Source organism: Benzoatithermus flavus (genome assembly GCF_037908215.1).
Taxonomy (GTDB): domain Bacteria; phylum Pseudomonadota; class Alphaproteobacteria; order Geminicoccales; family Geminicoccaceae; genus Benzoatithermus; species Benzoatithermus flavus.
Genome location: NZ_JBBLZC010000017.1, coordinates 72195 through 86727, shown reverse-complemented (window position 1 = coordinate 86727; position 14533 = coordinate 72195). Strand labels below are relative to the sequence as shown.

The following is a 14533-nucleotide window of genomic DNA, read 5'->3' as shown; positions in this document are numbered from 1 at the left end:
ATGTTTGTTGCGCTTAGCTTTTTGCCTTCGGGAGCCGAGCAGCGGAGCGCGCCGTGTCATGGCAGGTAAGACGGTGACCCGGGCCCAGCTCGCCGAGGCGGTCTACCAGGAGGTGGGCCTCTCGCGGAGCGAGTCCGCCGATCTCGTCGACGCCATCCTCGATGAGATCTCCGAATCCCTCCTGCGCGAGGGATCGGTGAAGATCTCGTCGTTCGGCACGTTCGCCGTCCGGCAGAAGGGCCACCGGATCGGACGCAATCCCAAGACCGGCGAAGAGGTGCCGATCCTGCCGCGCCGGGTGCTCGTGTTCCGCGCTTCCCAGGTGCTGAAGGAGCGCATCAACAGCGCATCCGGCAACGGCGACGGGTCATGAGGATGGCTCCCCTTGCACCCGATCTCGCCGACCAGCCGGCAGGCGATCCGCCGTCGCCGGGGCGGCCGCAGAAATCCTCCGCCGCTTTCCGCACGATCAGCGAGGTGGCCGAGGAGCTCGACGTGGCGCAGCACGTGCTGCGCTTTTGGGAGAGCAAGTTCCCGCAGGTGCGGCCCTTGAAGCGCGGCGGCGGCCGCCGCTACTACCGGCCGGAGGATGTGGAGCTCCTGCGCCAGATCAGGAGCCTGCTCTACGACGAAGGCTACACGATCAAGGGGGCGCAGAAGCTCCTGCGCGCACGCCGCGGCCGGACCGGCGCTGCCGCCGAGGAAGGGGCGCCGGCCACCGTGGCGGCGATGGCGCCATCCCAGCCGACGCCGCGACCTGCTGCGACCATGGCCTCGCCGGTCCGGGTCCTGCCTGCCGACACCAGACGAAAGCTGAAGGCGCTGCGCGAGGAGCTCGGCGAACTCAAGGCTCTCCTGGCCCGGGTACGGACCGAGCTGGCCCGGCCTTGAAGGCGCGCCTCGGGTCCGATCCTCCTGCCGGCCTCCCATCTGCGCACCGACGAGGATCGGGCCGATTCGAGCACCATCACCCGGTTGCCGACCGGCGCTGCAGACGCTATATGTGCGCCCACTTCACCAGCCCCGCGTCGGAGCGTAGCGCAGCCTGGTAGCGCATCAGTCTGGGGGACTGGGGGTCGTGGGTTCAAATCCCGCCGCTCCGACCATTCAAGCCGGGCACTCAGCCGATCATCACTGATCACGCTCGCGGGCCGTGCCATCCTGTGGCTGGCGGCGGTGCTTCACTTCAGGCGCCTGCCCGTCCGCGCCGGGCATCATCCGCTGACGGCGTGGCGCGAACGGAGCGCCGCCTGCAGCGCGACCCCGCCCGGCGCACGGTCGTGAACGCGGCGCGCCACGGCCGGAACATCGCAGCCGCGGAATGAGCCTCCGGCCTCGCGCGTATACCCGCGTGTCACCGTTGCGGCCGGGCCATCGCCCATCGGCACGAGGGGCAGCCCGGACCGCCGATGGCGGGGCCGTTTGCGGCGGCCGCCGCATTGCACGAGACGAGAGGAACATCCGTGGACACGAACGAGCAGCAGATCATCGACGGCCTGTTCGACCGGCTGGCCCAGGCGGAGGCGGGCTCCGGCCCGCGCGATCCGGCCGCCCAGCGGCGGATCGAGGAGCATCTGCGGCGACGGCCCAACGCGCCCTACTACATGGCGCAGGCCATCATCGTGCAGGAGCACGCGCTGAAAGCCGCGCAGGAGCGGATCCAGCAGCTCGAGCAGGAGCTGGCGCGGCGGCCGGCCGGCGGCGGCTTCCTGGGCGGCCTGTTCGGGGCCGGCGCCGGCGCGACCGTGCCGAGGCCCGCGATCTCGCCCGAGGCGGCGCAGCTCGCACGCTACCAGCACCAGGGCGGCGGCGGGTTTCTCGCGGGCGCCATGCAGACCGCGATGGGCGTCGCCGGCGGCATGCTCCTGGGCAACCTGCTCATGGAGGCGTTCGGCGCCGGCGAGGCCGCGGCCGCCGAGCCCGACGCGGCGGAAGAGGAGGAGGATGTCGATCCGGCCATGGATCTGGCCGATTTCGAGGAGGAGATCTGAGCCCAGGCCGGACCCGGTACGGTAGAGCCAGGGGTCTTCCGGGTCGAGCTCCGGATCGCGGCCGATGCCGCGCCGGACGACGAGACGGGCGATGGCGAGGCTGCCGCCGAGGAAGGCAGCCCGCCACGCCCCGGGCCATGCCGCCGTCGAGCATGCCGGCTACATAAGCGCCAGGAGCAGGCCGGCGACGGAGGCCGCGAACCGCTGTATGGCCTGCTTCTCTCCTGCCGGACGGCCGGACATGATGCTTCCCCGCCAGGGTCACGGGCGGCCTCGCGGCAACCTTGACATGTTCTTCCTTGCTTCGCCGTTCGTCTTGTCATCGTGCGTTCCGGCTGTCTGCGAGAACCTGTCCGGCAGCGCCACCGTGGCACGGGCATCACGACCGCACAGCCGTCATGCCGAAACCGCCGCAGACGGGAACCCGGCTTTCCTGCTATCGGGCAACGAGCGTCGGGGTGGCGCGGCGGCCCGAGCGGGCGCCCACCTCGCACCGTCGGGCCGGATCGGGGATGGCGGCGAAAACAGCAGCGGGCGAGGCGCGAAGCCACGGGCAGGCGGCCCAGGGCACCGTGTTCGCGATTCTGGTCGCGATCAGCTTCTCGCACCTTCTAAACGATCTGATCCAGTCGCTGCTGCCGGCGATCTACCCGATGCTGAAGGATTCGTTCCGGCTGAGCTTCACCCAGATCGGGCTCATCACCCTCGCCTTCCAGCTCACCGCCTCGCTGCTCCAGCCGCTCGTCGGCCTCTATACCGACCGCCGGCCGCAGCCCTACTCGCTCGCGGCCGGCATGGGCCTGAGCCTTTCGGGCCTCCTCCTGCTCTCGGTGGCGCCGAGCTTCGGGGTCCTGCTGCTGGCGGCAGCGCTCGTCGGCATGGGTTCCTCGGTGTTCCATCCCGAATCGTCGCGGGTGGCACGGATGGCCTCGGGCGGACGGCACGGGCTGGCGCAGTCCCTGTTCCAGGTCGGCGGCAACGCCGGCTCGGCCATGGGGCCGCTCCTCGCCGCCTTCGTCGTGCTGCCGGGCGGACAGGGCAGCATCGCCTGGTTCTCGCTCGTGGCCGTGCTGGCGATGATCGTCCTGTGGCAGGTGGGCGCCTGGTACGAGCGGCACCGGCTCGCCACGGCGAGGCCCAGCGCCGGCCGTGCCGATGCGTCGCGGAGCCTCTCGCGCGGCAAGGTCGCCGCGTCGCTCGCGATCCTGGCCGCACTCGTCTTCTCCAAGTTCTTCTACATGGCGAGCCTCAGCAGCTACTATACGTTCTACCTGATCTCGACCTTCGGCATCCCGGTCGAGAGCGCCCAGATGCATCTCTTCGTCTTCCTGCTCGCGGTCGCCGCCGGCACGCTCGCCGGCGGGCCGGTCGGCGACCGGATCGGCCGCAAGACCGTGATCTGGGCGTCGATCCTGGGCGTGCTGCCCTTCTCGCTCCTCCTGCCGCACGCGAACCTGTTCTGGACGGGGGTGCTCAGCGTCGTGATCGGGCTCGTCCTGGCCTCGGCCTTTTCGGCGATCGTGGTCTATGCGCAGGAATTGGTGCCCGGCAATGTCGGCGCGGTCGCCGGCCTGTTCTTCGGGCTCGCCTTCGGCATGGGCGGCATCGGTGCGGCTGCGCTCGGCAGGCTCGCCGATCTCACGAGCATCGGTTTCGTCTACGAGCTCTGCGCCTTCCTGCCGCTGATCGGGCTCCTCACCGTCTTCCTGCCCGATCTCGAGCGCTCCCGGGACTGACGCGGCCGCATCCTCAGGCGGCCGCGGCCTCCCGCTCGGCCCGCCGCGCCCGGCGACGCAGGATCACGGGCCCGGCGACGAGGAGGGCGGCCACGATCAGGAGAGTGAGCGACAGCGGGTGGGTGAGGAAGACGGACGGATCGCCCTGGCTGATCGCGAGCGCCCGGCGGAACTGCTGCTCGGCCAAGGGCCCGAGGATCAGGCCCACGACGCAAGGGGCGATCGGCACGTCCAGCACGCGCATCGCGAAGCCCAGAACACCGATGAGCCAAAGGATCACGAGGTCGACCACGTTGTTGTTGAGGGTGTAGGCACCCAGGGTCGCGAAGACGAGGATGCCGCCATAGAGCCAGGGCCGCGGGATCGCGAGCAACTTCACCCACACGCCCGCCATCGGCAGGTTGAGGATCAGAAGGAGCAGGTTGCCGATATAGAGACTCGCGATCATGCCCCAGACCAGCTCGGGATTGCTGTCGAACAGCAAGGGGCCGGGCTGGAGGCCGTACTGCTGGAAGGCGGCCAGCATGATCGCGGCCGTGGCCGAGGTCGGCAAGCCCAGAGAGAGCAGAGGGGCGAGCGTGCCCGCGACCGAGGCGTTGTTCGCAGCCTCGGGCCCGGCCACGGCCTCGATCGCTCCCTTGCCGAACTCCTCGGGCTTCTTCGCGAGGCGCTTCTCGACCAGATAGGAGAGGAAGGTCGGGATCTCGGAGCCACCGGCCGGAAGCGCCCCGATCGGAAAGCCCAGAAGCGTGCCCCGCAGCCACGGTTTCCAGGAGCGCGCCCAGTCCTCCCGACTCATCCAGATCGAGCCCTCGAGGGCGTAGATCTCCTCGGTCTCGAAGCGAAAGCGCGCGGCGTTGTAGAGGGTCTCGCCGATGGCGAAGAGCCCTACCGCCACCACGACCGTGTCGATCCCGTCCAGGAGTTCCGGGATGCCGAGCGTGAAGCGCGCCTGCCCGGTCTGGAGGTCGATGCCGACCAGCCCCAGCGCCAGCCCGAAGAACAGGCTCGCAAGCCCGCGCACGAGGCTGTCGCCGAGCACGGCCGTGACGGTGGTGAGTGCCAAGACCATGAGTGCGAAATACTCCGCCGGGCCGAACAGCAGCGCGAGCTTCACCAGTGCCGGGGCCACGAAGGTGAGGGCGAGCGTGGCGATGGTGCCGGCGACGAAGGAGCCGATGGCGGCGATCGCGAGCGCCTGGGCCCCCCGGCCCTGGCGCGCCATCTCGTGGCCGTCGATGGCGGTGACGATGCTGCCCGATTCGCCCGGTGTGTTGAGCAGGATGGCGGTGGTCGAGCCGCCGTACATCGCCCCGTAATAGATGCCGCCGAACATGATGAAGGCGGCGGTCGGATCGAGGTCGTAGGTGATCGGCAGCAGCAGCGCCACGGTGAGCGCCGGGCCGATGCCGGGCAGAACGCCGATGGCGGTGCCGACCGTGACCCCCAGCGCCGACCAGAGCAGGTTCATCGGCGTCAGCGCCACGGCGAAGCCGTGAGCGAGGGCGGCAAGGGTTTCCATGGGATCCGAGTCTCCTACTCGCCGCTATCGTCGCCGCCACCGGGCAGCAACCGCTCGATCGCGGTGCCCGTTGGCAGGGTGAGGCCGAGGCCCGCGTTGAAGACGACGAAGGCTGCCCCCGTCAGAGCGAGGCCGATGACCATATCGAGCAGCAGCCGCCGGCTGCCGAAGGCGCGGGCAGCCGCCACGAAGAGGAGCGTCGAGGCGGGGATCCAGCCCAAGGTCTCGAGCAGGAGCATCTGCGCCACGAGCCCGGCCGAGACCAGGCCGACCGCGAGCCAGTCGAGCTCGAACCGGCCGCGCTCGTGGGCGACGTGGCCGAAAAAGGCCTCGCGCAGCACGAGCAGGCCGATGACGATCAGACCGCCCGCGATCAGGGACGGAAACAGCCTCGGCCCGATCGTGGTATGGCTCGGCGCCACTTCGAGCCGCGCCGTCTCGACGGCGATGAAGACGCCGAGCGCCAGCACCCCGCCGCCCAGAACCGCCTCGCCGAGCCTCAGGCTCCGTACCGTCGTCATCCGTTCCCGCCTCCCCTCATTTCACGAGCCGCGCCCGGGCCAGGAGCTCGCGGACCCGGCGCCGCTCCTCCTCGAGGAACGCTCCGAACGCTTCGGCCGGCTGGTAGAGATCCTGCCAGCGGCGCTGCTCGAGCGTGGCCTTCCAGGTCGATGTGCGCACCATCCGGGCGATCAGCTCGCCCAGTGCTTGCGCCTGTGCCGCGTCGATGCCGGGCGCTGCCATCACGCCGCGCCAATCGACGAGCTCGAGCGGCACGCCCTGCTCCTCGAAGGTCGGAATGTCGATGCCGGGCACGGGACCGGGAGCCGAGATCGCGAGCGCTCTGAGCCGGCCGGCGGCGATCTCGGTGGCGAACTCCTGGTAGCCGTTGACGCCCACGGTGACGTGGCCGCCGAGAAGGGCGGCCAGCGATTCGCCGCCGCCCGCATAAGGGGCGTAGTGCAGGTGCACGACCTCGCCGCCGACCTCGTGGGTGAGAAGGGCAGCGAGCATGTGATCGGTGCCGCCGAGCGAGCCGCCGGCCCAGGAGACCGAGCGCGTGTCGGTGGCGAGGCGCAGCGTGAGGTCGGTCAGCGTCTTGATATCGGACCCGGCCGGCACCACCACCACCTCGTAGTCGCCGGCGAGCCGGGCGAGCGGCGTCACGTCGTCGAGCGAGGCGGCCGGCTTGCCGGCGAGCACGGCTCCCACCATGACGAGCCCGGTGAGCAGCACGGCGTCGCCGCGGCCGCGCCGCTCCTTCACGAACCGGGCGAGGCCCACCGTGCCGCCGGCACCCGGCACCTGGACGATGGCGACCCTGGCGACGAGGCCTTCGCCCTCGAGGGCTTGCTTCATCGCCTGTGCGGTCTGGCTCCAGCCGCTGCCGGCTGCGGCCGGTGCCATGATCTCGAGCTGCGGCAGGAGCGGTGCTGCCAGGGCCGGCGTCGTGGCCCCGACGAGCGGTGCCGCCGCGAGCATGACGATAGCAGCGCGTCTCGTGGCGGGCATGGCGGAGCCTCCTTCATCGGTGCGGGAGGGGGGCCGGGGCGGCGGGCACCCCGGCCACGGTGGATCACTTGACGAGACCGATGTCCTTGAGCGTACCCTCGACCTTCGCCCGGTCCTCCTCGAGGAAGGCCGCGAACTTGTCGGCGGGCAGATAGAGGTCCATCCAGCCGCGCTTCTGGAGCACGTCCTTCCACGGCGGGCTCTGCACCATCTTGTCGATGGCCTCGGCCAGAGCCTTCTTGTCCTTGTCCCGGATCTGCGGCGGAGCGAACACGCCACGCCAGTTCACGAGCGAGACGTCGAGGCCCTGCTCCTTCAGGGTCGGTACGTCGATGCCCGGCAGACGCTCCTCGGAGGAGATCGCGATGCCGCGCAGCTTGCCGGCCGCGATCTGCGGCGCGAACTCCTCGTAGCCGCTGATGCCGGCCGTCACGTGCCCGCCCAGGATCGAGGACAGAGCCTCGCCGCCACCCGAATGGGCGATGTAGTTGACCTTGTTGGGGTCGACGCCCGCCGCCTTGGCGATCAGCCCGGCCAGGATGTGGTCGGTGCCGCCCGCCGAGCCGCCGCCCCAGGAGACCGAACCCGGATCGGCCGCGAGCTTCTGGACGAGGTCGGCCATCGACTTGATGGGGGAATCGGCCGGTACCACGACCAGCTCGTACTCGCCGGTGAGCCGGGCCAAAGGCGTCACGTCGGCGAGTGTCACCGGCGCCTTGTTGGTGAGGATCGCCCCTTCCATGACGAGGCCGCCGACCAGGATGGCGTCGCCCTTCCGCTTCTTGCTGGTGACGAACTGGGCGAGCCCGATCGTGCCACCCGCACCCGAGATGTTCTGCACCTGCACGCCCGAGGCGAGGCCCGTCTCCTGCAGCACGGCCTGCATGGCGCGCGCCGTCTGGTCCCAGCCGCCGCCGGGGCTCGCCGGGGCGATGATCTCGAGGCCTTGGATCTCGGCCCGTGCCGGGATGGAGCCGGCGAGCGTGCACGCCGCGATGCCGGCGAGCAGAACCCGCCGCGACAGACGAGCGGCATCCCTATCGAACCGTGGATGCATACGAGCCTCCCGTTGCCGAAACTTCATGAACGAGCCCGAGCATAGTCGCCATTTCGTCCCGATTCGATCCCGACCATCGCCCCCGCGCGGAAAATCCACGTGGCACGGGCATGGAACCGGGCGCGCGTCTGCCGGTTACCCGTGGCCGTGCGCTGTTCTCGGGGTCGGCCATGATCGTCTTCAGGGACCACGACGAGGAGGCCGATCCGGGCCCGCTCCTGACGGGCCTGCTGGCCCGGGCCGGCACCCTGCTGCAGGGGCGGAGCGGGCCCGCGCGCGACGATCTCGTGGCACTCCTGATCGACCTCGGCGTCCTGGAGGCGGCGATCGCCGACGCATTGTTCCCCGAGCGGGACGACCGCTCGCCCCTGGCCGACGCGCTGCGACGGGCGAGCTCCTGCGCCGGCCGGATGCTGCACGCCTCCTGGCGCGGCGAGCCTTTGGCCGAATGGCCGCGAGCCCTTGTCACGGCGCTCGAGCAGGCGGCCGCGCTGCCCCTGCCCTCGCCCGTCCGCCTCAAGACGCCCGAAGGCTACGCCTACTATGCGCTCTACCCGGAGATGTATCTCGCGGCAGCCGAGCGGCTCGCCCGCCGGACGGGACCCGCCCGCGCCGTCTGCATCGGACTGCGCGGCATCGGCACGAGCCTCGCCGCGGTCGTCGCGGCGACGCTGGCGGCCGAAGGCTGGACGGTCGAGAGCCTGACGCTGCGGCCGCGCGGCCATCCGTTCGACCGCCGGCCGGCCGCGACCGTCCGGCTCGCGGCATGGCTGCCGGCACGCAAGGACGGCTTCTTCCTCGTCGTCGACGAGGGGCCCGGCCTCAGCGGCTCCTCCTTGTGCGGCACGGCCGCCTGGCTCTCCGGCCTCGGCATTCCGGACGAGCGGATCGTCCTGTTCCCGAGCCGGGACCCGGATCCGGCGACCTTGATCTCCGACGAAGCGAGGGCGCGCTGGCAGCGCCATCGGAAGGAGCACGTGCCGTTCGAGGCGGCGATCCTCCCCCGCGCTCCCTTCCCGGCCGGCAGCCGCGAGCTCTCGGGCGGTGCCTGGCGCAGTCTGGTCTACGCGACCGAAGCGGCCTGGCCCGCCACCGCGCCGATGTTCGAGCGCCGCAAGTTCCTGGCCGAGGGCACGTACGGCCGCCCCGTGCTGCACAAGTTCGCCGGCCTCGGGCGGTACGGCCGGGCGGCGCACGCGCGCGGGCAGGCGCTGGCCGAAGCCGGCTTCGGACCAGAGATCCTGGGCTACCGGCAGGGATTCCTGGCCCAGCGCTGGATCGACGGTCGGCCGCTCGCGGCAGGCGGGGCCGACGGCGCGTTCCTGCGCTGGGCTGCCCGCTACTTCGTCCATCGCGCGCGCCGCTTCCCGACCGGCGAGCCCGCCCGACCGGAAGCCCTGCTCGAGATGATCCGCACCAACCTCGCCGAAGGCCTCGGCGAGCCCGCCGGCCTCGCCGGCCTCGACCGCCATCTCCGCGGCTTCGGCGAGGTGCCGGCGGTGGCGATCGACGGCCGTGTCCGGCCGCACGAATGGCTCGCGACCGGGCACGGCTACTGCAAGGTCGACAACACCGATCACCACGCCGACCACCTGTATCCCGGCCCCACCGACATCGCCTGGGACCTGGCCGGCTTCGGCGCCGAATTCGCCCTCGCCCCTGCCGCCCTCGCCGATCTCGCCCGAGCCGTGGCGGATCGCACCGGCGATCCCGGCCTGGCCGCCCGCCTGCCGTTCTACGAGCTCGCCTACCTCGCCGCCCGGCTGGGGCAGGCGAGCTTCGACGCCACCGCGCTCGGCGAGACGGCCGAAGGAGAGCGGATGCGATGCCTGGCCCGGTGCTACCGGCGGCAGCTTCGGGCGAGCCTCGTCCGGCTGCGGGCGCAACTCTAGCGCTTACCCGCGGCAGCTCGATGCGATCTTCCGTAGGAGGCTGCTACAATTCCTCGACGTTTTCCGTTCCGAAAGCGAACGAATATAACTTCGAAGCCGGCCATCATCCAAAATCATGACATACTGGACCTCCCGCACGTCTCTCGTCATAATTATTTTGAACATAATGTTCTTCGAAGATGCAGATCACGTTGCCAGAGCAGGGAGGCTCACCCGTGCATCTGCTCTCCTGCAAGGTCACGCATGCACCTGGCTGGCGGGTCGGCGCAGCGGGTCGCGGTCGGCATTGGCCCGATTCAACGTGGATCCTTCGAAGCATCACTCTATCCGGCAACCAGAAACGGATCAGGAGGAATCGAGCATGCTCTCACGGCGTATGGCGCTCGCTCTGTCGGGGACCGGGCTGCTGACGGCCTCGCCCGCTCTGGCGGCCGAGATGTTCGATGACCATCACCTCGCCTCGGACAGGCAGCGGATCGAGCAGGCCTATCGGGCCTTCAATGCGGCATTCGGCAATGCGGCCTCGGTAGCGGCCCTGTACGCCGAGCGCGCCGTGCTGCTCCCGCCGACGCACGACATCGTTCGCGGACGGACAGCCATCCGCAGGTTCTGGCGAGCGGCGTTCGACGCCGGCCTGCACGGCCACACGCTCGACCTCGTCACCTTCCGCAGCGATGTCCGGACCATCGTGACCGCGGCGAGATGGTCGGCCAGGGGGCGCGACGCGCAGGGCAGGCCAGCGACGTTCGGCGGCATCGCCACGATCGTCTTCGCCCGGCACGGGGACGGTGGGCTCGCCATCTGGCTGCATACCTGGAACTAGTTCGGCATCGTCGGGTGATCGGCCCCGCTGCTCGTGCCCACCGGCGAGCAGCGGGGCCAGAGCCGTCGAACCGAGGTCCGCAGAGCTTCGCCGTGCTTCGAGAAGCCGGTGAACGGGAAGCGCGCCGGCTCGGCCGAAACATCCCCGGTCCCGGCATCGAGAGCGATCCGCTGCCTGGCGCCGATCCCCGGCCTGGATCCAAGGGTCTGCCGTTCGTTGGAGGCAGGAAATGGCGAGACCAGCCGTCAGGCTGACGGACGGCGACGACATCTTTCTCGGCGGTGTCCGCGGCGAACGGATATTGGCTCTGGCCGGGGACGACGTTCTGCTCGGCGGCAGGGGCGACGACATGCTCTTCGCCGGTGCCGGCGACGATATCGCCTTTGGCGGCATCGGCGCCGGTACCCTGGCCGGCGGGCCCGGCGACGATCGCCTGTTCGGGGGTGCCGGCGACGATACGATCTTCGATTATGCGGACGACGGTGCCGACCTGTTGCGGGGCGGGACCGGCGACGACCGGATCTATGGCGGGCGGGGCGACACGATCCTGGGCGGTGCAGGCGACGACGTCCTCGCGGTCGAGGGCGGCGTCTGCAGCGGCGGGGCCGGGCACGACGAGCTGGAGATCCTGACCGACGGCGAATATGCCGGGGACAGGTTCCTGGCCTGGAACTACGCGACCACCTTCGCCGGGTTCGAGGCCGGGAAGGACCGGCTCTACATCCAGCTCTGGAAGCCCAATCCGGGCGGCGGCTATATCTCGACGGGCAGCGACGAGACCTTCACGATGCTCGACAGCAACCACGACCGACGCATCGACGGCCGGGACGATGGCGTGGATGTAGCGGGTCGGACGATGACGATCGACTTCGTCGCGGCGGTGCGGTCGCTCGACTGGCGCGAGGGCGAGCATCGGCTGACGCTCGAGGGAGCGACGGCGCTCACGCTGGCCGATTTCGTCCTGTAGCGCACGGAGCCTCGGGAACACCCCCGTGGACCGCTCCCTGCCCGGACGAGGCGCGTTCCGGGTGGCCCGGCGGCGAAGAACCTTCGCGGCTCCGGAGGCTTGCGGGCGGCGGCACGCGGGGCGATCAACGCCGGCACCCGCCCGTGCCAGCGAGGGCGGTGAAGCGGAGCGGTGTCTGTCATGCGCTTATGGATCAGGGATCCCCTCGCCATCCTGGCCGAGGGTGCGGCGCGGGGCCTCGTGATCGAGGGCTCGCGGATCGTGGAGCTCGTCGGCCGTGGCCGCGAGCCCGAGGGGAAGGTCGACGCGGTGTTCGACGCCTCGCGTCACGTCGTCCTGCCCGGCCTCGTCAACACCCACCATCACTTCTACCAGACCCTGACCAGGGCTCATCCCGCTGCCATCGACAAGGAGCTGTTCCCTTGGCTCGAGGCCCTCTACCCGATCTGGAGCCGGCTCGACCCCGACAGCTTCCGCCTCGCGGTCCGGGTGGCGCTCACCGAACTCCTGCTCTCGGGCGTCACCACCGCCGCCGACCACCATTATCTTTTCCCGCGCGGGCTCGAGCAGGCGATCGACATCGAGGTCGAGGAGGCGAGAAAGCTCGGCATCCGCATGACAGTGAGCCGGGGCTCGATGAACCTGTCGCGAAAGGACGGCGGTCTGCCGCCCGACAGCGTGGTCCAGGACGAGGACACGATCCTTGCCGACTGCGAGCGCGTGCTCGCCCGCTATCACGACCCGGCCGAAGGTGCTCTGATCCAGATTGCCCTCGCCCCCTGCTCGCCTTTCTCCGTGACCAAGCGCCTGATGCGTGAATCGGCCGGCCTCGCCGAGCGCTTCCGCTGCCGCCTCCACACCCATCTCGCCGAGACCCGCGACGAGGACGCCTACTGCGTGCGAACCTATGGCTGCCGCCCGATTCAGCTCCTGGAGGAGGTCGGCTGGCTCGGGCCGAGCACCTGGCTCGCCCACGGCATCCATTTCACGCCCGAGGAATGCCGGACCCTCGGCCGCCACGGTGTCGGTGTATGCCACTGTCCGACCTCGAACGCCGTCCTGGCCTCGGGCTTCTGCCGCACCCGCGAGCTCGAGGCAGCGGGCGCGCCCCTGGGCCTGGGTGTCGACGGCTCGGCCTCCAACGACTCCTCCAACCTCATGGAGGGTGTACGCCACGCGCTCATGGTCAACCGCCTGCACTATGGCAGCGCTGCCGCCGTCACCCACCTGGACGCACTGCGCTGGGCCACCGCCGGCTCGGCCCGCTGCCTCGGCCGCGACGACATCGGTACGCTCGCCCCCGGCAAAGAGGCCGACCTCGCCCTCTTCACCCTCGACGAGCTCCGCTTCTCGGGCGGCCACGACCCGCTCGCGGCCCTGGTCCTATGCGGTGCCCATCGCGCCGACCGGGTGATGGTGGCAGGGGAATGGCGGGTGGAGGACGGCATGCCGCTCGACCTGGACGTAACGGAGCTGCGCCGTCTGCACGGGGCAGCGGCGCAGCGGTTCGCTTGAGCAGCCTTCGACCGGAGGAGCTTCGCGCCCCTCAGTAGAGAGCGTAGCGGCTCGGGATCTGGACCAGACGCTTGCAGCAGGGCTCGCTGGCCCACGGCAGGGGCAGATCTTCCTTTGCGCCTGCGCTCGTCCACTTGGGGCCGGGGCGCGGCGCATCGTGCCCGGCGCGCCGGGGTGCCTTCGCGGCGGGAGCAGTGGCGACCTGCTCATCGTTCCGAACCGTCTCCGGTCCAGTCGAGGCGGGTGCCGTGATGGAGGGCTGCTCCTCGCCGACCTTCTGCCCGATCGGAGTCGGCTCGGTACGAGGCTGGTCGGGGTTCTTTGCCGTGGCAGGATTCTGCGCCGGGTCGGGATTCTTTGCCGGCTCACCCTTCCTGCCTTTGTCGTTGGTCACCCCTACGTCCGGATCGCCGTAGGAGATCGCCACCGAGGTCGAGTAGGCCTCCGCGATCACGGCATCCTCGCGCACGGTGGTCAGGGCTCGTGGCGCCGTGGCGGTGAAGGTGCGCTGCCCGGTCGCCATCGCCTGAGCGTCGGCACGGGCGATCGCCTGGTCGATCAGCCCCTTGGGCAGGCCTTTGGGCATACCTTGCTGCTGCGCCTCTTCGCTGGCGAACGCTCCGGCTACCGCGCCCGCCACCGCGACGGCGGCGCGCATGAGCGAGGTGGCACGGGCCATCGTCCGAGTGCTGGCGCTCGTGCTGGTGTAAGGGCCGAACGCCCTGGCGTCGGCCATGGCGCCGGCATCGGCACGAGGTCCGGTGGTGACGGCGAACGTCGTCGCGATGGCGCTCGCCCGCAATCCCGCCCACGAGCGGCCTCCTTCGGACGAGCTCTCGGCCACGGCCGCAGTCCTGCTCTCCGCCCCGCGTTCCGGCTCGGAGCCGGGCGACGCCTGCGGGGCGGTAGCGGCCGCAAGCGTCGGAATGCCGCCATCCACAGACATTGTCTGCCCGGGGCTGCCCCCACCGGCAGCCTTGGCGCTCGTATCGGAGGATTTCTTCGCCGAGACCTTGACCTGGGCGCTGGACCGACTCCAGGCCGTTGCCCGGGACATGCCGGGCTGCGCATCGGCAAGAGCATCGGCGCTGCCGCCGGCGGTGCCATGGGTGGCGCTGGTCTCGACGGATGTCTCGGCTCTCGTCTTCCACCCGTTGCCCCGAACGACGCCGGAACTCGTGCCGGGCGTCTCGGCTGCCCCGCTCTCACCACGGCGGGAATAGCCTTGCTGACCGTCGCGGGCCAGGGTCGATGTCAGGGGTAACGCTGTGGCGAGGCAGAGCGCCAGAGCGACGCGAGCAGGACTCTTCATCGGTGGGACTCGTCGTGCGGGTCGCGGCCGCGAGGCCGCTGATGGTGGCTCGAGGGCCGCCGTGGCCCCGGCGTTCGGCGAAATCGGCCTCAGGGTGGTGGTCACGGGTAGCGCGCCACCACAACTCCGACGAGCCGGAGGCGAGCCCTTCCTCCGCCCTTGCGAGCGGAGGAAGGAAAGCGGGCCCGGCCTTCGGTCGAGGGTCG

The 14533-nt window shown here is 70.5% G+C and carries 13 protein-coding genes and 1 tRNA gene; 9 read left to right on the top strand and 5 right to left on the bottom strand.

The features are described from left to right. Positions 1-58: 58 nt before the first annotated feature. The 5 genes from U1T56_RS16490 to U1T56_RS16470 all read left to right on the top strand — a co-directional run bounded on the left by U1T56_RS16490 (position 59) and on the right by U1T56_RS16470 (position 3727). Complete coding sequence (locus U1T56_RS16490; protein WP_418160578.1) at positions 59-373, top strand: integration host factor subunit alpha; 315 nt, start codon at positions 59-61, stop codon at positions 371-373. Positions 374-375: 2 nt separating this feature from the next. Beyond that, positions 376-891, top strand: coding sequence for a MerR family transcriptional regulator (locus U1T56_RS16485; protein ID WP_418160577.1), 516 nt, complete (start codon positions 376-378; stop codon positions 889-891). Positions 892-1029: 138 nt separating this feature from the next. Next, positions 1030-1106: transfer RNA gene (locus U1T56_RS16480), tRNA-Pro, on the top strand. Between the two features lie 357 nt (positions 1107-1463). Continuing rightward, positions 1464-1991: a DUF2076 domain-containing protein gene (locus U1T56_RS16475; RefSeq protein WP_418160576.1), complete on the top strand. Its 528-nt coding sequence runs from the start codon at positions 1464-1466 to the stop codon at positions 1989-1991. A 512-nt stretch (positions 1992-2503) separates the two neighbouring features. Beyond that, positions 2504-3727 (top strand): MFS transporter, encoded by a 1224-nt coding sequence (locus tag U1T56_RS16470; protein ID WP_418160575.1) that lies wholly within the window; start codon positions 2504-2506, stop codon positions 3725-3727. A gap of 13 nt (positions 3728-3740) precedes the next feature. Here the strand turns inward: U1T56_RS16470 and U1T56_RS16465 are convergent, their stop codons facing one another. The 4 genes from U1T56_RS16465 to U1T56_RS16450 all read right to left on the bottom strand — a co-directional run bounded on the left by U1T56_RS16465 (position 3741) and on the right by U1T56_RS16450 (position 7818). Next, the gene (locus tag U1T56_RS16465) at positions 3741-5249 is read right to left on the bottom strand and encodes a tripartite tricarboxylate transporter permease (RefSeq protein ID WP_418160574.1); all 1509 of its coding nucleotides are present in this window, start codon (positions 5247-5249) and stop codon (positions 3741-3743) included. Positions 5250-5263: 14 nt separating this feature from the next. Continuing rightward, positions 5264-5770, bottom strand: a complete 507-nt coding sequence (locus U1T56_RS16460) for a tripartite tricarboxylate transporter TctB family protein (protein ID WP_418160573.1) — start codon at positions 5768-5770, stop codon at positions 5264-5266. Positions 5771-5786: 16 nt separating this feature from the next. After that, a complete protein-coding gene (locus U1T56_RS16455) occupies positions 5787-6761 on the bottom strand; it encodes a Bug family tripartite tricarboxylate transporter substrate binding protein (RefSeq protein ID WP_418160572.1) in 975 nt (324 codons plus the stop codon). A gap of 64 nt (positions 6762-6825) precedes the next feature. Next, positions 6826-7818, bottom strand: coding sequence for a Bug family tripartite tricarboxylate transporter substrate binding protein (locus U1T56_RS16450; RefSeq protein WP_418160571.1), 993 nt, complete (start codon positions 7816-7818; stop codon positions 6826-6828). A gap of 110 nt (positions 7819-7928) precedes the next feature. Here U1T56_RS16450 and U1T56_RS16445 point away from each other — a divergent pair, with 110 nt between their 5' ends. From U1T56_RS16445 to U1T56_RS16430, 4 genes are all read left to right on the top strand, one after another. Continuing rightward, a complete protein-coding gene (locus U1T56_RS16445; RefSeq protein ID WP_418160570.1) occupies positions 7929-9710 on the top strand; it encodes a hypothetical protein in 1782 nt (593 codons plus the stop codon). A 361-nt stretch (positions 9711-10071) separates the two neighbouring features. Continuing rightward, positions 10072-10533: a YybH family protein gene (locus U1T56_RS16440; protein ID WP_418160569.1), complete on the top strand. Its 462-nt coding sequence runs from the start codon at positions 10072-10074 to the stop codon at positions 10531-10533. Positions 10534-10762: 229 nt separating this feature from the next. Then, on the top strand, positions 10763-11500 hold the full coding sequence (locus U1T56_RS16435; protein WP_418160568.1) for a calcium-binding protein: 738 nt from the start codon (positions 10763-10765) through the stop codon (positions 11498-11500). Positions 11501-11680: 180 nt separating this feature from the next. Then, on the top strand, positions 11681-13015 hold the full coding sequence (locus U1T56_RS16430) for an 8-oxoguanine deaminase (protein ID WP_418160567.1): 1335 nt from the start codon (positions 11681-11683) through the stop codon (positions 13013-13015). A 31-nt stretch (positions 13016-13046) separates the two neighbouring features. Here U1T56_RS16430 and U1T56_RS16425 read toward each other — a convergent pair whose 3' ends face one another. Then, positions 13047-13859: a hypothetical protein gene (locus U1T56_RS16425; RefSeq protein ID WP_418160566.1), complete on the bottom strand. Its 813-nt coding sequence runs from the start codon at positions 13857-13859 to the stop codon at positions 13047-13049. Positions 13860-14533 lie beyond the last annotated feature (674 nt).

What these genes read in the sequence shown, in the direction of transcription:
- U1T56_RS16490 (WP_418160578.1), top strand. Translation starts at nt 59, where the DNA reads ATGGCAGGTAAGACGGTGACCCGGGCCCAGCTCGCCGAGGCGGTCTAC.
- U1T56_RS16485 (WP_418160577.1), top strand. Translation starts at nt 376, where the DNA reads ATGGCTCCCCTTGCACCCGATCTCGCCGACCAGCCGGCAGGCGATCCG.
- U1T56_RS16470 (WP_418160575.1), top strand. Translation starts at nt 2,504, where the DNA reads ATGGCGGCGAAAACAGCAGCGGGCGAGGCGCGAAGCCACGGGCAGGCG.
- U1T56_RS16465 (WP_418160574.1), bottom strand. Translation starts at nt 5,249, where the DNA reads ATGGAAACCCTTGCCGCCCTCGCTCACGGCTTCGCCGTGGCGCTGACG.
- U1T56_RS16460 (WP_418160573.1), bottom strand. Translation starts at nt 5,770, where the DNA reads ATGACGACGGTACGGAGCCTGAGGCTCGGCGAGGCGGTTCTGGGCGGC.
- U1T56_RS16455 (WP_418160572.1), bottom strand. Translation starts at nt 6,761, where the DNA reads ATGCCCGCCACGAGACGCGCTGCTATCGTCATGCTCGCGGCGGCACCG.
- U1T56_RS16450 (WP_418160571.1), bottom strand. Translation starts at nt 7,818, where the DNA reads ATGCATCCACGGTTCGATAGGGATGCCGCTCGTCTGTCGCGGCGGGTT.
- U1T56_RS16445 (WP_418160570.1), top strand. Translation starts at nt 7,929, where the DNA reads ATGGAACCGGGCGCGCGTCTGCCGGTTACCCGTGGCCGTGCGCTGTTC.
- U1T56_RS16440 (WP_418160569.1), top strand. Translation starts at nt 10,072, where the DNA reads ATGCTCTCACGGCGTATGGCGCTCGCTCTGTCGGGGACCGGGCTGCTG.
- U1T56_RS16435 (WP_418160568.1), top strand. Translation starts at nt 10,763, where the DNA reads ATGGCGAGACCAGCCGTCAGGCTGACGGACGGCGACGACATCTTTCTC.
- U1T56_RS16430 (WP_418160567.1), top strand. Translation starts at nt 11,681, where the DNA reads ATGCGCTTATGGATCAGGGATCCCCTCGCCATCCTGGCCGAGGGTGCG.